This is a genomic window from Paenibacillus sp. FSL R5-0527, assembly GCF_038008055.1.
Taxonomy (GTDB): domain Bacteria; phylum Bacillota; class Bacilli; order Paenibacillales; family Paenibacillaceae; genus Fontibacillus; species Fontibacillus macerans.
On sequence record NZ_JBBOYI010000001.1, the window covers coordinates 3,427,392 to 3,443,762 of the forward strand.

A 16,371-nucleotide genomic window follows, 5' to 3' on the forward strand; every position below is an offset into this window, starting at 1 on the left:
GGTTATAACAGGTAATAGGTAATTAGATTTACTCTATAAACTTTAAAGTATGCTATCTTATTCCTAACCATTTTGAGAAGGATGAAACGAGGAGTGAGAGGCATATGAAAAGCGCTAATTTGGGGTATCCCCGCATCGGACGAAACCGCGAGTGGAAGAAGGCGTTGGAAGCTTACTGGTCCGGCAAGCTGGAGGAAAAGGAGCTCCACGAGGAACTCAAAAACATACGGCTTCAGAACTTGAAGCTGCAACAGGAAAAAGGAATCGAAGCGATTCCGGTCGGCGACTTCACTTACTATGACCATGTGCTGGACACGGCCGTTATGTTCGGGCTGATTCCGCAACGGTTCGGTTACGAAGGCGGAACGCCGGATTTATCCGTTTATTACGCCATGGCTAGAGGCAGCCGTGAGGCAGCGGCCTGCGAGATGACGAAGTGGTTTAATACGAACTACCACTATATCGTGCCGGAGCTGGAGGAAAACCTCGAGCCCAAGCTGACCCGCAACCGCCCGCTTGAAGCTTACCGCGAGGCCAAAGGGGAGCTGGGGATCGAAGGCAGACCGGTTATCGTCGGGCCGTATACGTTCCTGAAGCTGTCCAAGGGGTACGCAGCGGATCAGCTAGACAGCTGGATTGACAAGCTGCTTCCGCTGTACGGACAAATTTTGCAGGAACTGGCGGCGGAAGGCGCCGAATGGGTGCAGATCGACGAACCGATTCTTGCCACTTCGCTGGCCGAAGAAGAAATTCAACGCGTCACACGCATTTATGACAAGCTGGCGCAAGAAGCGCCGGGCATCAAGCTGTTTTTGCAAACGTACTTCGAAGCGGTCGATCACTACCAAGCCGTCACGGCGCTTCCGGTTCACGGCATCGGTTTGGATTTCGTGCATGACAAAGGGCGCAATTTGCAGGCGGTTCGCGAGTTCGGGTTTCCCGCAGGCAAGCTGCTGGGCGCGGGTTTGATCGATGGCCGCGCCATCTGGCGGGCGGACCTGGACAGCAAGCTGGAGACGCTGCAGACGCTGGTGGAAGCGGTGCCGGCGGACCGGATTGTAATCCAGCCTTCCTGCAGCCTGCTGCACGTCCCGATCAGCGCCGAAAATGAGCGGACGCTGGAGCCTGTTTTGCGCGGAGCACTCGCTTTTGCGGACGAGAAGCTGGAGGAGGTCGCGCTGCTGGCGAAGGCCGGCCGGCTCGGCTATGAAGCCGTTCGCGCTGAAGCGGAAACGGCAGACCATGCGCGCCGCGCGTTGCAGCAGTCGCCGTCCCGCAACAGCCGGCAGGTCCAGCAGCGGATGGCCGCTTTGGACACGCAGCCGACTTCCCGCCCGGACAGCTATGAAGTGCGGAGCAAGCTCCAGCGGAAGCGCTGGAACCTGCCGCTGCTGCCGACGACAACGATCGGCAGCTTCCCGCAGACGCCGGAAATCCGCAGCGCCCGGCAAAAATGGCGCAAGGGCGAATGGACGGGCGAGCGTTACGAGGCGTTTATCAAAGAGCAGATCGGGATTTGGATTGAGCTGCAGGCCGAACTCGGGCTGGATGTGTTGGTGCACGGCGAGTTTGAACGGAACGATATGGTGGAATTTTTCGGGGAGAAATTGAACGGGTTTGCCTTTACGGCGAACGGCTGGGTGCAGTCCTACGGTTCGCGCTGCGTCAAACCTCCGGTCATCTATGGCGATGTGGAATGGACAGGGCCGATGACCGTGGCGGAAACGGTGTACGCCCAGTCGCTAACGGATAAGCCGGTGAAAGGAATGCTGACCGGTCCGGTGACGATTTTGAACTGGTCGTTTGTGCGCGACGATAAATCCCGCGAAGAAGTGGCTTATCAGATCGCGCTTGCGCTAAGGGAAGAAGTGGAGGCGCTGGAAGCCGCGGGCATCGGCATGATCCAGGTCGACGAACCGGCGCTGCGCGAAGGCTTGCCGCTGAAACGGGAACAATGGCCGGCTTATTTGGAATGGGCGGTACGGGCGTTCCGGCTGTCGACCTCCACGGTCCAAAACGAGACGCTGATCCATACGCATATGTGCTACAGCGAATTTCATGACATTATTGATTCGATCAACGCGCTGGACGCCGATGTCATCTCGATCGAAACCTCCCGCAGCCACGGGGAGCTCATCGAAAGCTTCGAGAAGAACACCTACGACAAGGAGATCGGCCTCGGGGTATATGACATTCACAGCCCGCGCGTGCCTTCGGCCGCTGAAATGGGCTTGATGATCGACCGGGCCCTGCGTGTTCTCGATCCGGCCCAATTCTGGATCAATCCGGATTGCGGCCTGAAAACCCGCAAATACGAGGAAACCGTCGCCTCCCTGCGCAATATGGTCGAGGCCACCAAGCAGGCGCGCGAAAAATACGCCATCAAGGCGTAGTTCCGGCCGGCGGCGGATTTGTCCAAAAAACCAAAAGCATGCGTTCCCCTTCCGGGAGCGCATGCTTTTTTTTGCAACTAATCGCCTAAAGTAAGGGCTCAACCGATCGTGGCAAGAAACGCGGAAGGGCGCCCGAAAGCTTGAGGACAAGGAAGGCCGATGGGTTAGGCGGCAGATCAACACTCGCTGTCCGGACGCTTTGCATGATTATCCCGTCTGATCAGGCAGCAGAGAAACGGACAAGCTCGGGAAAAGTAAATATTTGGTGAAGAAGCAGATAGATTCGAGAGAATGAGTTTTTCAGAACAAAAGGGATAATCGTGCAAAGGCAGACAGGCAGGGACACCAAGACACGAACCCTAAAAGTCATAGTTCATTACCATTGTTTTCTGGTATAGATCACTCCCAGCAGGCGATTAATTTATTGATAAAATCATCAAAGCTGTGAGTAGCGGATAACAAATTCACATTTTTATCGTCCGTCAAGATGGTGGCGAGCGCATCGAACACGTCGCGGAAAATCTTCCGGTCCTCTCCGCTGACGGTGAGCAACAATACGATTTTCACGGTGGAAGCATCCCATTTGATCCCGTTCGGATTCAAATAAATGAACATCCCCGTTTTGCGGGATTCCATTTTAATCGCATGCGGGATGGCCACGTGTCCGAACGCGGTCGACGACATAGCTTCCCGTTCCATAATTTTGTCCAAAAAATCCTCGTCCGTATAACCGTCCCGGTGCATAATGTGACAGATAAAACGTAAAACCTCTTCCTTCTCGGACAAGGTTGCCGAGTTGTAAAAATGCCTTTCGTCCAAAAACAATTTCAAATGGGTCGCAAATTGACTTTTCTTTTTTTGTTCTTTTAATTCAAAAATTTTGTCCGATACTTTTTCCCGGTCGCTTTCGATAAAAAACGGCGTAATCACGACATAGGGCACTTCCGGAATTTTGTGCAATTGGGCGGAGGAAATAATAAAATCGCTGGTTGCATGATTCAAATCGCTCTCATCCGTTACAATCGAATGAATCGAAATATCATCGCCAAAATACTGCTGCAATTTGTTGATGATCTGCACATTCATGTTGTAGTAAAGCGGAAACAGCACCGTACACGAGATTTTTACGTTCGATTGCCGCTGCAATTCAATGGCATACCCCAGGTGAAAAGCCAAATAAGCGATTTCATCGTCGCTGATGATATAACCGGTTTTTTCTTTAATCACATGCGAAGCATGAACGGCGCAATCGTAAATGAGCGGGCATTCTCGTTTGATCGTGCTCGTTAATGGATTTTTCGTCGAATGATGATTTTTTAATCTCATTAACAGGTTTTTGACATGCAGCGTAAAACGTGTAATAAAATCGGAATCGGCAATACTGATGTAGTAATACTTATCCAAGTCGGTGGCGATTTCACTGACCAAATCAATGCAATCTTTGCCGGCGATATTTTCCAGGTCGCTGACTTCAATTTGCGTAAAGTTCACATTGGTCCCATTGCACGAAATCAAGATCGCCAAATCGGCGATTTCTTCATCCGGATAGGTGACATGAAAATACGATTCTAGCTTAAAGGCGATTTCTTTGGCGATGCTATAGGCGGTATTGTCCATGTTATAATTCACGGTTTTATTTAAAAACTGAAAATCATGTTTCATTCTGTCGAGGGCAATGGTGATATGGATAACCACATTGGTTAAATAAAAATCATTCGTAAAAAAGTGATGGGCGGAAAAGGTTTCAACGACGACTTCCCGAATGTAATCGACATTGAGCTCTTTATAAAATCCTTTGATTTTATCAATGTCAATAAAACTTCCGTTGGCCTCTTCGTACAAAATACTGCTCATTAGCTTGCGCTTATCTTTTTCTTTTCCTTTTAGCCCAATATGATCCTTACTCAACTGCAATTCCAAGTTATTTTTAGCCAGCTTTTCTTTGACCAGCTTCAGATCAAGTCTAAGCGTTGATTCGCTGATAAACAGCGCATCGCTTAAATCGTAAATACAAATCGGCTCAGTGGTTTGCACCAGTTTTTTCAGAATAAAAGCCATTCTTTCGGATTGGGTTTGCGGGATCGCTTTTTGTTCACTTGCCAGAAACAGATTTACTTTGTCCGTATCGACCTTATAACCTTTATTCGACGCTCTGATTAACCCGTGGTGAATCGCATTGATCTCGCTGATATAAGATTTGATGGTGCGTTTGGACACGCCGCATTCGTCCGCTAAATTTTGCGATGAAATCCAATCATTGTTGTTTTTTGTTAAATATTGAATTAAATCAATATACTGCGTTTTCATAGGTGATTCCTCACTTTAAAATGTTGCACCATAGGGGTGCAGTTTTTTATTTGAGCCCGTTTTGGGGTTTGTATTATAGTTTGGTTGTAACAAAGATAGCGCTGTCAAATCATTATAAGAAAAACTTCAATCGATGTACAGTCACAGAAAAACAAGGAGGATTTACCATGGGAAATACAAAAGAAATGTTAAACGTGTTATTAGTTTGCGGATCTGGAGCAAGTTCCGGTTTCATGGCTGCCAATATTAGAAAGGCCGCTAAAAAGAGAAACCTGAATATGGATATCAAAGCCAGAGGGGAAGCGGAAATCGAAAATTACATCCATGACATCGATGCCTTATTAGTCGGCCCCCACTTGGCTTATATCATGGAGGACATCAATGAGCTTACCAAAGACACCGATGTTAAAGTGCTCTTAATGAAGCCTTCTTATTATTCCACTTTGGATGGGGAAGCGGCTTTAGATGATTTGCTGAGTGAGTTGAACAGCTAAAAAGGGGATAAGAAAAATGAACAAATTAATGGAATGGCTGAAAAACGACTTTTCTCCGAAGATGAACAAAGTCAATAACAATGTATGGATCGTCACGCTCAAGGATTCCGTCATGCAACTGTTGCCTTTCATTCTTCTGGGATCGGTATTTTGCCTGCTCACCATCCCCGGTGATGTCTATCAGATCAAGAATTACCCTAATTTTTGGGTTCCGTTCGGATGGACGATGGGCATGCTTTCGCTGCTCGTTTCTTTCCTGATTCCGTTCAATTTGATGGAGAAAAAGAAGTTAAGAAAGCAGCGGTTTATCGCCGGTTGCACCAGTTTGATTGTTTTCTTGATCATCATCAGTCCCCAGGTCGTCAAAGATGGTACGGTAGGCTTTTCCCATAGTTCTTTGGGAACCGGCGGCATGTTCGTTGCCATCATCGCCGCTCTGTTCACCGGATATATCATGAGTCTTTTCGGAAAATTCTCTTTTTTCAAAGAAGAATCTGTCATCCCGGACTTTGTCAGAGCATGGTTTGATTCCATGCTTCCTATCGGCATCACGTTGGTTATGGCTTGGGTGTTGGTCGATCTCGTTCATGTTGATATCTACAACATCATTTTAAATATTTTTATGCCGTTGGCGAGCGTGGTAGAGACGCCTTGGGGATTCATGCTGATTATATTTTTATACTGTTTCTTATATTCCATGGGGATCTCCAGCTGGGTGTTAACCCCGGTCACCAAACCGATTTTTCTGGCGGCGATTACCGCTAACGCGACTATGGGGGCCCATAATCTCGTAACGGCCGAAACGATTTTTTCCGCATACTTGTTTGTAGGCGGCGTGGGCTGTACGTTACCCTTGGTTATTATGCATGCGTTCTCTAAAAGCACCAAGCTAAAAGCGCTGGGCCGGGCAAGCTTTATACCCGCCGTCTTTAATATCAACGAGCCTTTGGTATTCGGTTCGATCGTATGGAACCCCTTATTGATGCTGCCGATGTGGATCATAGGGATCATCTTGCCGGCGCTCGTTTGGATCGGGACGAAAGTCATTCCTTTCGGCCCCATCCCGAAAGTGATCTTCGATCTGTGGTACGCTCCTTTTCCAATCTCCACGTGGATTACGACAGGAACGATCACAGGCCTTATTTTGATGCTCATCTGCGTCGGGGTAGCTACGCTGATTTGGTACCCATTTTTCAAAACCTACGAAAAACAAGAACTTGAAAAAGAAATGCCGCAAACCAATTAAACTATGAACAACCTCTATAAAGGAGACTTTATTATGATCTCGGAACAAGTAGCTCAAGAGGCGATGCAAATCATTTTGCACGCCGGGGAAGCAAGAAAGCATTGTACGGATGCGTTAAAGGACATTGAAAACAGCGACTTTGCCGGAGCGAAGGAGAAGATGAAATTAGCCAACGACGAAATTGTGATCGCTCATCGCGTGCAAACGAATTGCATCCAAAAAGAAACGGAAGGCGAACAAGGCGAGTATTCGGTTTTATTTGCCCATGCGCAAGACACGCTTATGACGGTCTATAGTGAAATAAATCTTGCCAAGCGATTAATTGATATTTTCGAGAGCTTTAACCACAGATTGACCCAATTGGAAATGATCAATAAATAAATAAATGATCAATAAATAATGAAAGGAAGTAATCAAATGAAGAACATTCCAACAGGATTCCCCTCCGATTTTTTATGGGGGGGAGCCATCGCCGCCAATCAAGCGGAAGGTGCCTATAATGTGAACGGAAAAGGGTTAAGTGTAGCGGATATTAATGAATTTACGGATGAAATTCCGTTAGATAAAAAGTACAATTTGGAACTGACTACGGACTATGTTAAGGAAGCTATGCAAAGCGAGGATCGCGTTTTTCCGAAACGTTGGGGAATCGATTTTTATCACACTTATAAAGAAGACTTGAAATTGCTCCGTGAACTTGGACTAAAGACTTTCCGCACCTCAATCAATTGGACAAGAATTTTTCCAAATGGTGACGAAGCGGAGCCAAATGAAGAAGGTTTAAAATTTTACGATGATCTGATCGACGAAATTATTGCGAATGGCATGGAGCCGATGATCACCCTGTCCCATTACGAAATGCCGCTGCATTTGACCCTGGCCTATAAAGGGTGGTACTCCAGGGAAATGATCGATTTCTTCGTCCGCTTTAGCCAAGTGATTCTGGATCGTTATCATAAAAAAGTAAAATACTGGATTATTATTAATCAAATCAACTTAATTATTCACGAATCCTTTAATCATCTGGGCATTGCGGAAGATGTAGTGGATGATTTAGCCTCCGCCAAATATCAAGGTGTGCATCATGAATTTGTGGCTTGCGGTTTGGTCACGAAGTATGCCAAAAGCCTGGATCCTAATTTGCAGATCGGGATGATGCTCTGCGGGGGACCGGCCTATCCGGCAACCTGCAAACCGGAAGATGTCTTCGCCACCGTTCGCAATAATCAAATGGAGTACTTCTTCTCCGATGTGTTACTGCGTGGATATTATCCCGGTTATGCTTTCCGTTATTTTCACGAGAACAATATTACCGTCGAATTTGCAGAGGGCGACGAAGAAGCATTGAAGCATACGGCCGACTTTATGTCGTTCTCCTATTACTACACTCGTATTGTCGATGAAGAGAGCATGAAAAACAAAACAGGTCCTTACCGCAATACCGAACTTCCGGCCAACCCTTGGGGATGGACGATTGATCCGATCGGTCTGCGCACTTTTCTCAACCTGTTCTATGACCGGTATCAGTGCCCTATTTATATCACGGAGAACGGGATTGGCTACCATGACCAATTGGAAGAAGACGATACCATCCATGATCCTTATCGGGTGGACTATTACCGGGCTCATATCGAGCAAATGAAAGAAGCCATTAAGGATGGGGTGGATCTAAGAGGCTATTATGCTTGGGGGCCTATTGATATCGTTAGCTGTTCTTCCTCGGAAATGAGCAAACGCTACGGATTTATTTACGTGGATCAGGATGATTACGGCAAGGGCAGCAAAAAGCGCCTCCGGAAAGACAGCTTTTACTGGATGCAAAAAGTGATTGCTTCCAATGGAGAAGACTTGGATTGAGGTTGCGCAATCTCCCGGCCCTTGGGAAATTTGGCGGGCGTTTGATGATTGTGGTCGTTGCCACGCTGTTAAGCGCCCTAGCCGTTAATTTATTTATCGAGTGCAATATAGGCTCCGATACATTAACGGTTTTGTTGGATGGATTGCATAAAAGTCTTGGAGTTAGTGTCGGTCTTGCAAGCTTTTCCGTAAGTATTGTTTTTCTGGCTGCGGGTCTTTTGTTAAATCGTAAATCGATCGGTTTTTCTTCCATCATGTATTCCTTTTTGATCGGGCCCTTGATTAATTGGATTCATCCGTTTATTGCCAATATGGAGCTGGCGGATTTATCGCTAGTAGGCAAAATCGTCATCGTCATCCTGGCTAACTTTTGTTTCTCCATGACTTATGTGTTGTTGATGAATTTTGGCAATGGCATGTACGCCTTAGACGCGATTTTGCGATATACGGAATCAAAATTAGGAATCAGGTATGATCTCGGCAGAATCGGTGTAGACGCGATCTTTTTAAGCACCGGATTCTTGTTCGGCGGGATCGTGGGGATCGGAACGGTCATAGCTTTTGCTTTAACGGGTCCAGGCACCTTGCTGCTCGAAAAGCTTCTATCTATACCTCTGCAAAAAAAATTGGAGAAATAGCCTCGGGCTTCGATAATATCAGAATGTATTAATGAAACAGCGAAGCGCCGCAACCTGATTACAAAGGTATGCGGCGCTGTTTTGTTGGATCAAAGCTCTCTTGTTCTTTTTAAATGGTTCAATCATACTAAATCGATATAAAAACTATACATTTAAATAGAAGTGATATATATTATTTTAAATATTCCTTTGAACCAAGGGATTGCCATATACAGAACGGAGGGATATGAATTGGAAACCCGGGATTGGCGCATCCTGCAGGAGCTTTACAAGCATCGGAACATCACCAAGACGGCCCAGAGTTTGTTTATGTCACAACCTGCATTGACAGCTCGGATCCAACAGATTGAGAAGGAATTTGATATTACGATCGTCCAGCGGGGAAGACGCGGCGTGGATTTTACCTCTCAAGGCGAATATATGGCCAAGGCCGCTGAGGAAATGATCAAAAAATATCAAAAAATCAAAGATGATCTGCTTAATTTGGAAGGACAGGTCACGGGGACGCTCAGGCTTGGGGTCGGCTATTTTTTTACGAAAAACAAGCTTCCCCGGGTTCTGAAGATGTTTAAGGAGTTGTATCCTGAGGTTGAATATAAGGTGATTACCGGCCGCAGCAAGTCCATTCACAACATGATCTTCAATCACGATATTCATATCGGATTCGTTCGGGGCGATTACACATGGAATGAGGGGAAGCATTTATTGTTCCAGGATACGCTGTGTGTCGTGTCCAAGGAGCCTTTAACGCTGGACGAGCTGCCGGATCGGCCGCGAATCGATTACATTACGGATTTCGCGCTGAAGGCCGAAATCGATAATTGGTGGTCGGATCACTATTCCGTGCCGCCCAAGGTCGGGATGGAAGTGGATCACGCGGATTCCGCCAGAGAAATGGTACTGAGCGGTCTGGGTTATGCCGTTATGCCGGGTTTGTATTTCAGCGGGGAACCACTGATGCAAATCCAAATTAAAAACAAGAAAGGCGAGCCCATCATTCGCCGGACGTTCATGTTTTATCATGAGGAATCGTTGCAGCTTAATCAGGTAAGGGCCTTTGTGCAGTTTATGAAAGCGATCGATTTCGACCAATTTCACTAATAGATAGTTCAACCCGCAATATAATAGTCATAGGAATTTCATATGGCCTGTCATCACGATTTCGTATTTTATTTATTAGGTCAGTTCGGTTAAAGTGAATAACAACTTCACATTAAGCGCAGTGTCATGAAGAAGACGGGGATTCCACGTTCTAATACCTACTAAAACCATGGGATAAAGATGAATAAATGTCCCGGGTTCGGGGTTTTGGTGGTGACACGAGCTGCAGTGTTGTAAGCAAAAAGTAGAGCAAAGAGGAGATGACAACCACCTATGACCACATTAAACGAATACCTTGCCCAGAAAAGAGCCGCTGCACAGAAGCTTCATGAGCAGGCGCTTGCCAATCCCCAGCCAAGAAACTATTCGGCCAGAGTACGTGCGGCAGGAAGGAGCGGGGTCCGTGAAATCCGCATCCGGGATTTTCAGATCATCAGCGATAGTCCGGAAAATTTTGCGGGCTACAGTCTTGGACCGGCATCTCCGGAGATCCAGTTAGGCGTTCTGGGGAGCTGCTTGACCCATATCACGCTGATCCAGGCTGCCAAGCTGGGGGTCTCGCTGGAATCGCTGGAAGTTGAAGTTCATGGGCAGGAGCATCCGCTGGCCGGACAAGAGGGATACGAAGAGATTCCCATCTACCCCCATAACATTCATTACAAAATTCATATTACCTCTAATGAGGAGCCGGAGAGAATTAGGCATCTTCACGAAACCGTCGAGCGAGTCTGCCCGATTTACAATTTGCTGCTTAACCCGCAGACGATTACGGGTGAAGTAGTGCTGAACGCTGCCAACGATTCCGGGAAAAAAGCCGCGACCCAAGGAAAATAGCCTATGGCCAAGTATCTCATCCGCTCTCTGCTGCAAGTGATTCCGGTGCTTTTGATCATCACCCTGATAGTGTTCATCCTAGTGCATGTCACCGGCGATCCCGTGTCCATGCTGCTCCCGGATACAGCTACACCGGAAGACAGGGAAGTCTTAAGGGTGGCTCTCGGCCTGGATCAGCCGGTATGGGTGCAGTATAAAATTTTTGTATCCAATTTGCTGCAGGGAGATTTCGGGGATTCCTTCCGCTACGGACAAACCGCCTTGCCGATCGTATTGGAGAGATTGCCCGCAAGCTTCGAGCTGGCGGCGGCTTCCATGGCGGTGGCGTGCTGCCTATCCATTCCGCTTGGCATCTGGTCGGCGGTCAGACGAAACTCTTTTCTGGATTTGCTGATCTCGGGCATATCGGTTCTCGGCAAAGCGATGCCCAGCTTTTGGGTCGGCATCATGCTGATCCTGCTGATCTCCGTGGAGCTTGAATGGACTCCCGTATCGGGCAGAGGCGGCTTGTCCCACTTGATTCTTCCCGCCCTCACGCTGGGTTCCGGCATTGCGGCGGAAATGACACGTCTCATTCGATCGAGCTTTCTCGATATTATCGGTCAGGATTACATCCGAACAGCCCGAAGCAAGGGACTGCGGGAAATCATCGTTTTGGGCAAGCATGCTCTGCGCAACGCACTGATTCCGGTCGTGACCATTTCCGGATTGCAGTTCACCAATCTGCTCAGCGGCTCTCTGGTTACGGAAACGGTATTCTCCTGGCCGGGGATGGGGCAGTTGCTTGTCCAAGCGATCAATACGCATGATATGGCGATCATTCAGGCCGCGGTGTTTGTAATAGCATTCATTGTCATTTTAATAAATTTGTTCACGGACATTACCTATAAACTGCTCGATCCGCGGATCAAATACAGCTCATAGGTCTCTTTGGTCCATTTAGTTCGAGAAAGGCGGGGGAAAACATGCAACGATGGATCAAAATGCCATTGGCCGTACTCGTATGGATACTGGTGATCACCGGCTGCGGCGGCAACGGCGGAGGTGTTGCCAGCGGCAGAGGCAGTGGGGGAGAGAAGGTGCTGACCATCGCCAACACCATTGACAACATCACCTTTGATGTTCATGACCACGGCAATACGCAAGTTGAATCGATTCATGTCAATCTGTTTGATTATCTCGTGAAAAAGGATGGCTCCGACCCGAAAAAGAAACTGCCGGGCCTTGCCGTCTCCTGGGAAAGAACGAACGAGTTGACATGGCGCTTCAAGCTGAGGGAGGGAGTCAAATTTCATAACGGCGACCCGTTTACCGCTGCCGACGTGAAATTCACGCTGGAGCGGGCCGCTCGTGATCCGTCCCTGATCGACTATTCCTCCTATAACATCATTGACCGTGTGGATGTGATTGATGATTTTACCGTCGATATCATTACGAAGGAACCGGACCCGATTTTGCTGTCAAGGCTCAGCCGCATCAGCTCCGGCATTTTGCCGGCGGCCTATTTCCAGGAGAAAGGCGTGGAAGGCTTTAACAGCGCGCCGGTGGGTACAGGGCCTTACAAGTTTGTGCAATGGATTAAAGACGATCGGGTCGAATTGGTTAAAAACACGGACTATTACGGTGGCGAGCCCAAGTGGGACCGGGTCGTTTTTCGTACCATACCCGAAGCGACAACACGCATCTCCGAGCTTTTGACCGGCTCCGTTGATATCGCGGTCATCATTCCGCCGGGTGATATTCAGCGGGTGAAGGACAGCGGCAAAACCTACTATACCGAACTTGAGAGCGCCAGGGTTCAGAGCTTGCTCGTACGCCAGACCCCGGGTACGGTCACGGCCGATCCCAGGATTCGCGAAGCGATTGAGCTTGCCATCGATAAGCGGGCATTGGTGGACAATGTGCTGGGAGGAGCGGGCGTGCCTACTCAGCAAGCCGTGGGGCCGGGCATTCTTGGCTTTAATCCGGATCTGTTCGACACGAACCTTTACGATCCTGAACGCGCCAAGCAGTTGCTGGCCGAGGCCGGATATCCGGACGGCGTGGACTTGACGCTGAGCAGCCCGGCCAGTACGAAAGAAGTAGCGGAAGCGATTGCCGCCTATCTGGCGGAGGCCAACTTTAAAGTCGACCTTGAAATTTTGGAACAGACCCAATACAAGCAAAAAGACAACTCCAACACCTTTAAGGAACTGGCGCTTCAGGGCAAAGGCAACTCCATGTTTGAAGCCCCGCTGCCGCTGGAAATATTCAGATCGGACAACGCCAAAGGCCAGACCGACTACAGCAACCCGGAAGTGGATGAGCTGCTGCGGCAAGCCGCCGTCAATCTGAATGACGAGGAAAGGGAAAAGCAGTATCAGCGAGTACAAGAGATTTTGGCTGAGGATCGCCCGAGAATTTTCCTGTATCAAAATAAATTCAACTATGGAGTCAACAACCGAATCGAGTTCACGCCGCGTCCGGACGAAATGTTCTATGTGGAGGACATCACACTCAAAGAATGACCCGGAGCGCAGCGACCATTTTTCATGGAGACTGGAGGGGATGGAAATGGCCGAATCCGTTCAGGCAGAAGCTTCCCCGGCCTTGCCTGCTCTGTCCTCCCGTACAGACACTCGTAAACCGGGGGAGGGCTTGAAGCGATTATTGAAAAGCAAGACCGGCGCCGTCGGCTTGATTATGCTGCTGCTGATCGTATCGATCTCGCTGGCGGCACCTTATATTGCGCCCCATGATCCGGCAAAAGCCGCAATCGCGCTGAAGCTGCTTCCTCCGGCCTGGGAGGAGGGCGGTTCACGGGAATATATGCTGGGGACTGACGGGCTGGGCCGGGATATATGGAGCCGAATCATCTATGGCTCCCGCGTGTCGCTCATCGTCGGTTTCTGCTCCGTGGCGATCTCGGGCCTTATCGGCATTGCGCTCGGTTTGTTGTCCGGTTATTACGGTTCATGGGTTGATGCAATCATTATGCGGGTGACGGATGCATTTGTCTCGATTCCGAACATTTTGTTCATGATGCTGTTCATGCTGGTGCTTGGCGAAGGGCTTGGCACCCTGATCTTTGTCATTGGCATCACCGGCTGGGTCAATTATACCCGGCTGGTCCGCGGTGAAGTGCTGAGCGTTCGCGAGCGCGATTATGTGCGCGCTGCCCGCGTCAGCGGAGCCAAAGCGCTCCGGATTATGGTCGTCCATGTTCTTCCGAACATGATGTCTTCTTTTATCGTGATTGCTACACTGAGCGTGGGCAGAGTCATTATATCCGAAGCGGCGCTGAGCTTTTTGGGGCTGGGCATTCAGCCGCCTGCGGTCTCGTGGGGAGGCATGCTCAGCGACGGCAGGCAGTATTTGGCGACAAGCTGGTGGGTGGCGACTTTTCCCGGACTCGCTATCACGCTTACGGTGCTGGCGATTATTTTTGTGGGGGATTGGCTGCGCGACTGGCTGGATCCCAAACTGAAATAGAACATGGGCGTGCGGGTTAAGCCAATTAGGGAGGAGATGAGAGTATGCCCGAAGTGCTGCTGGAAGTAAAGGAACTGCGTACGTCTTTCAGGACAAGGGAAGGTCTCGTTCCTGCGGTAAACCGGGTTTCATTTCAGGTAAAAAGAGGAGAGACGCTCTGCATTGTCGGAGAATCGGGTTCGGGCAAAAGTGTGACATCCCTGTCGATTATCGGCCTTCTTGATTCATCCGGCCGGGAAATTGCCGGCGAGATCAGGCTGAAAGGGCGCAACCTGCTGGATTTGAGCAAACACGAAATGAGAAAAATCCGCGGCAATGAAATATCGATGATCTTTCAAGAGCCAATGACTTCACTTAATCCTGTATTTACCGTTGGCAGCCAAATCGCGGAGGCGCTGCGAACGCACGCGGGCTTAAGCCGGAAAGAGGCCAGGCTTCAAAGCGTGGAGCTGCTGCGGATCGTCGGCATTCCGAGCCCGGAAAAAGCGGTGCATTATTTTCCCCATCAGCTTTCGGGCGGGATGAGACAACGCGTGATGATTGCCTCTGCTTTATCCTGCAACCCCAGCCTGCTGATTGCGGATGAACCGACCACGGCGCTGGATGTTACCGTTCAGGCCCAGATCCTTGAAACCATCAAGGAGCTGAGCGGCAGCCGCAATATGGGCGTGATTCTGATCACCCATGATCTAGGGATTGTTGCCGAAATGGCCGACCGGGTCATGGTCATGTATGCCGGCGAGATTGTTGAGGAAGCGCCGGTCAGCAGGCTGTTCGACGAGCCGCTCCATCCGTATACATCCGGCCTGCTCAGGTCGCTTCCCCGGATTTATGAGGAGCAGGAGGAGCTGTATTCCATCAAGGGATCGGTTCCGGGACTGCACGAGCTCCCGCGCGGCTGCGCTTTTCAGCGGAGATGTCCCTATGCGGCCAAACGGTGCGAAACGGAGAAGCCGGAGCTGGAGCGGGTGCATCCGGGCCATGCGGTGAGATGCTTTTACCCGCTGATTCAGGGAGGGGAATCATGAGCAGCGCTATTGTAGAGAACGAAGCAAGTCCGCTCTTGAAAGTAACCGGCCTGAAAAAATATTATCCCTACAGAACGGGCTGGCTGGGCACCCAAAAAGGGCTCGTCCGGGCGGTGGATGATCTTAGCTTTGTTGTGAATAAAGGGGAGACGCTGGGGATTGTCGGGGAATCGGGCTGCGGCAAGTCAACGCTTGGTCAACTGGTCCTTCAATTGCAGGAGCCGACCGGAGGCGAAGTATGGTTTGAGGGCCGGAAGCTGACCGGTATGTCCGAGAGGCAGCTGCTTAGCGTACGGGCCGACCTGCAGCTGATTTTTCAAGATCCGTACTCTTCGCTTAATCCAAGGCTTAAGGTTCGCGATATAATCGCCGAGCCGTTTCGCATCCATGGGCTGCCGAGAGGGGAGTCCTTGGAGAGCCGGCTGATCGAGCTGTTGGAAACCGTCGGCCTGCGCGAGTTTCATTTGAACCGCTATCCGCATGAGTTCAGCGGCGGGCAGAGACAACGCATCAGCATCGCCAGAGCGCTGGCTTTAAGGCCCAAGCTGATCGTCTGTGATGAAGCGGTATCGGCGCTTGATGTATCGATCCAGGCCCAGATTCTGAATTTGCTTAAAAAGCTCCAGCGGGAGCATGGCATTACGTTTATTTTTATCGCACACGGTCTGGCCACGGTGAAGTTTGTCAGCGACAAAATCGCTGTCATGTACCTAGGCAAAATGGTTGAGCTGGCAGGCAGGAATGAATTGTTTAAGCGTCCGCTGCATCCGTATACCCGGTCGCTGCTGTCGGCCATTCCCGTGTCGCATCCGCGGGAGAACAAGCAGCGTATTGTGCTGCAGGGGGAGGTTCCCAGTCCGGCCAACCCGCCTGAGGGGTGCAGCTTTCATACGCGCTGCCCGGCTGCCCGGGACATTTGCCGGCGCGAGCGGCCTGCATTCAAAGAGCATATGCCGGGTCACCGTGCGGCGTGTCACTTTCCGCTGACATAATCCAAAAAAA

General features: G+C 49.7%; 14 protein-coding genes. 13 read left to right on the plus strand and 1 reads right to left on the minus strand.

The features are described from left to right. Positions 1-104: 104 nt before the first annotated feature. On the plus strand, positions 105-2,393 hold the full coding sequence (metE, locus tag NYE69_RS15150) for a 5-methyltetrahydropteroyltriglutamate--homocysteine S-methyltransferase (protein WP_340926815.1): 2,289 nt from the start codon (positions 105-107) through the stop codon (positions 2,391-2,393). 399 nt (positions 2,394-2,792) lie between these two features. On the opposite strand, the gene NYE69_RS15155 is transcribed toward metE, so the two are convergent. Further along, a complete protein-coding gene (locus NYE69_RS15155) occupies positions 2,793-4,700 on the minus strand; it encodes a BglG family transcription antiterminator (protein ID WP_340926816.1) in 1,908 nt (635 codons plus the stop codon). 185 nt (positions 4,701-4,885) lie between these two features. Between NYE69_RS15155 and NYE69_RS15160 the strand changes: the two genes are divergently transcribed. The 12 genes from NYE69_RS15160 (at position 4,886) to NYE69_RS15215 (ending at position 16,361) form a co-directional block, all read left to right on the plus strand. Then, positions 4,886-5,194 (plus strand): PTS sugar transporter subunit IIB, encoded by a 309-nt coding sequence (locus NYE69_RS15160; RefSeq protein WP_445744835.1) that lies wholly within the window; start codon positions 4,886-4,888, stop codon positions 5,192-5,194. A gap of 16 nt (positions 5,195-5,210) precedes the next feature. Next, the gene (locus NYE69_RS15165) at positions 5,211-6,440 is read left to right on the plus strand and encodes a PTS sugar transporter subunit IIC (protein WP_340926818.1); all 1,230 of its coding nucleotides are present in this window, start codon (positions 5,211-5,213) and stop codon (positions 6,438-6,440) included. A 33-nt stretch (positions 6,441-6,473) separates the two neighbouring features. Continuing rightward, a complete protein-coding gene (locus NYE69_RS15170) occupies positions 6,474-6,821 on the plus strand; it encodes a PTS lactose/cellobiose transporter subunit IIA (RefSeq protein ID WP_340926819.1) in 348 nt (115 codons plus the stop codon). Between the two features lie 36 nt (positions 6,822-6,857). Continuing rightward, positions 6,858-8,297, plus strand: coding sequence for a glycoside hydrolase family 1 protein (locus NYE69_RS15175; protein ID WP_340926820.1), 1,440 nt, complete (start codon positions 6,858-6,860; stop codon positions 8,295-8,297). Beyond that, complete coding sequence (locus NYE69_RS15180) at positions 8,294-8,935, plus strand: YczE/YyaS/YitT family protein (RefSeq protein ID WP_340926821.1); 642 nt, start codon at positions 8,294-8,296, stop codon at positions 8,933-8,935. Before NYE69_RS15175 ends, NYE69_RS15180 begins: the two co-directional genes overlap by 4 nt. Positions 8,936-9,166: 231 nt before the next feature. Continuing rightward, a complete protein-coding gene (locus tag NYE69_RS15185) occupies positions 9,167-10,036 on the plus strand; it encodes a LysR family transcriptional regulator (RefSeq protein ID WP_340926822.1) in 870 nt (289 codons plus the stop codon). Positions 10,037-10,309: 273 nt separating this feature from the next. Continuing rightward, positions 10,310-10,870, plus strand: a complete 561-nt coding sequence (locus NYE69_RS15190; RefSeq protein ID WP_340926824.1) for an OsmC family protein — start codon at positions 10,310-10,312, stop codon at positions 10,868-10,870. Between the two features lie 3 nt (positions 10,871-10,873). Then, entirely contained in the window at positions 10,874-11,794 is a 921-nt protein-coding gene (locus NYE69_RS15195) for an ABC transporter permease (protein ID WP_340926825.1), read from the plus strand. Positions 11,795-11,835: 41 nt separating this feature from the next. Next, positions 11,836-13,377 (plus strand): ABC transporter substrate-binding protein, encoded by a 1,542-nt coding sequence (locus tag NYE69_RS15200; RefSeq protein ID WP_340926826.1) that lies wholly within the window; start codon positions 11,836-11,838, stop codon positions 13,375-13,377. 46 nt (positions 13,378-13,423) lie between these two features. Next, complete coding sequence (locus NYE69_RS15205; RefSeq protein WP_340926827.1) at positions 13,424-14,341, plus strand: ABC transporter permease; 918 nt, start codon at positions 13,424-13,426, stop codon at positions 14,339-14,341. A 44-nt stretch (positions 14,342-14,385) separates the two neighbouring features. Further along, a complete protein-coding gene (locus NYE69_RS15210) occupies positions 14,386-15,369 on the plus strand; it encodes an ABC transporter ATP-binding protein (RefSeq protein WP_340926828.1) in 984 nt (327 codons plus the stop codon). Further along, positions 15,366-16,361 (plus strand): ABC transporter ATP-binding protein, encoded by a 996-nt coding sequence (locus NYE69_RS15215; protein ID WP_340926830.1) that lies wholly within the window; start codon positions 15,366-15,368, stop codon positions 16,359-16,361. The genes NYE69_RS15210 and NYE69_RS15215 overlap by 4 nt, the downstream gene beginning before the upstream one ends. The last annotated feature ends 10 nt before the right edge of the window (positions 16,362-16,371 follow it).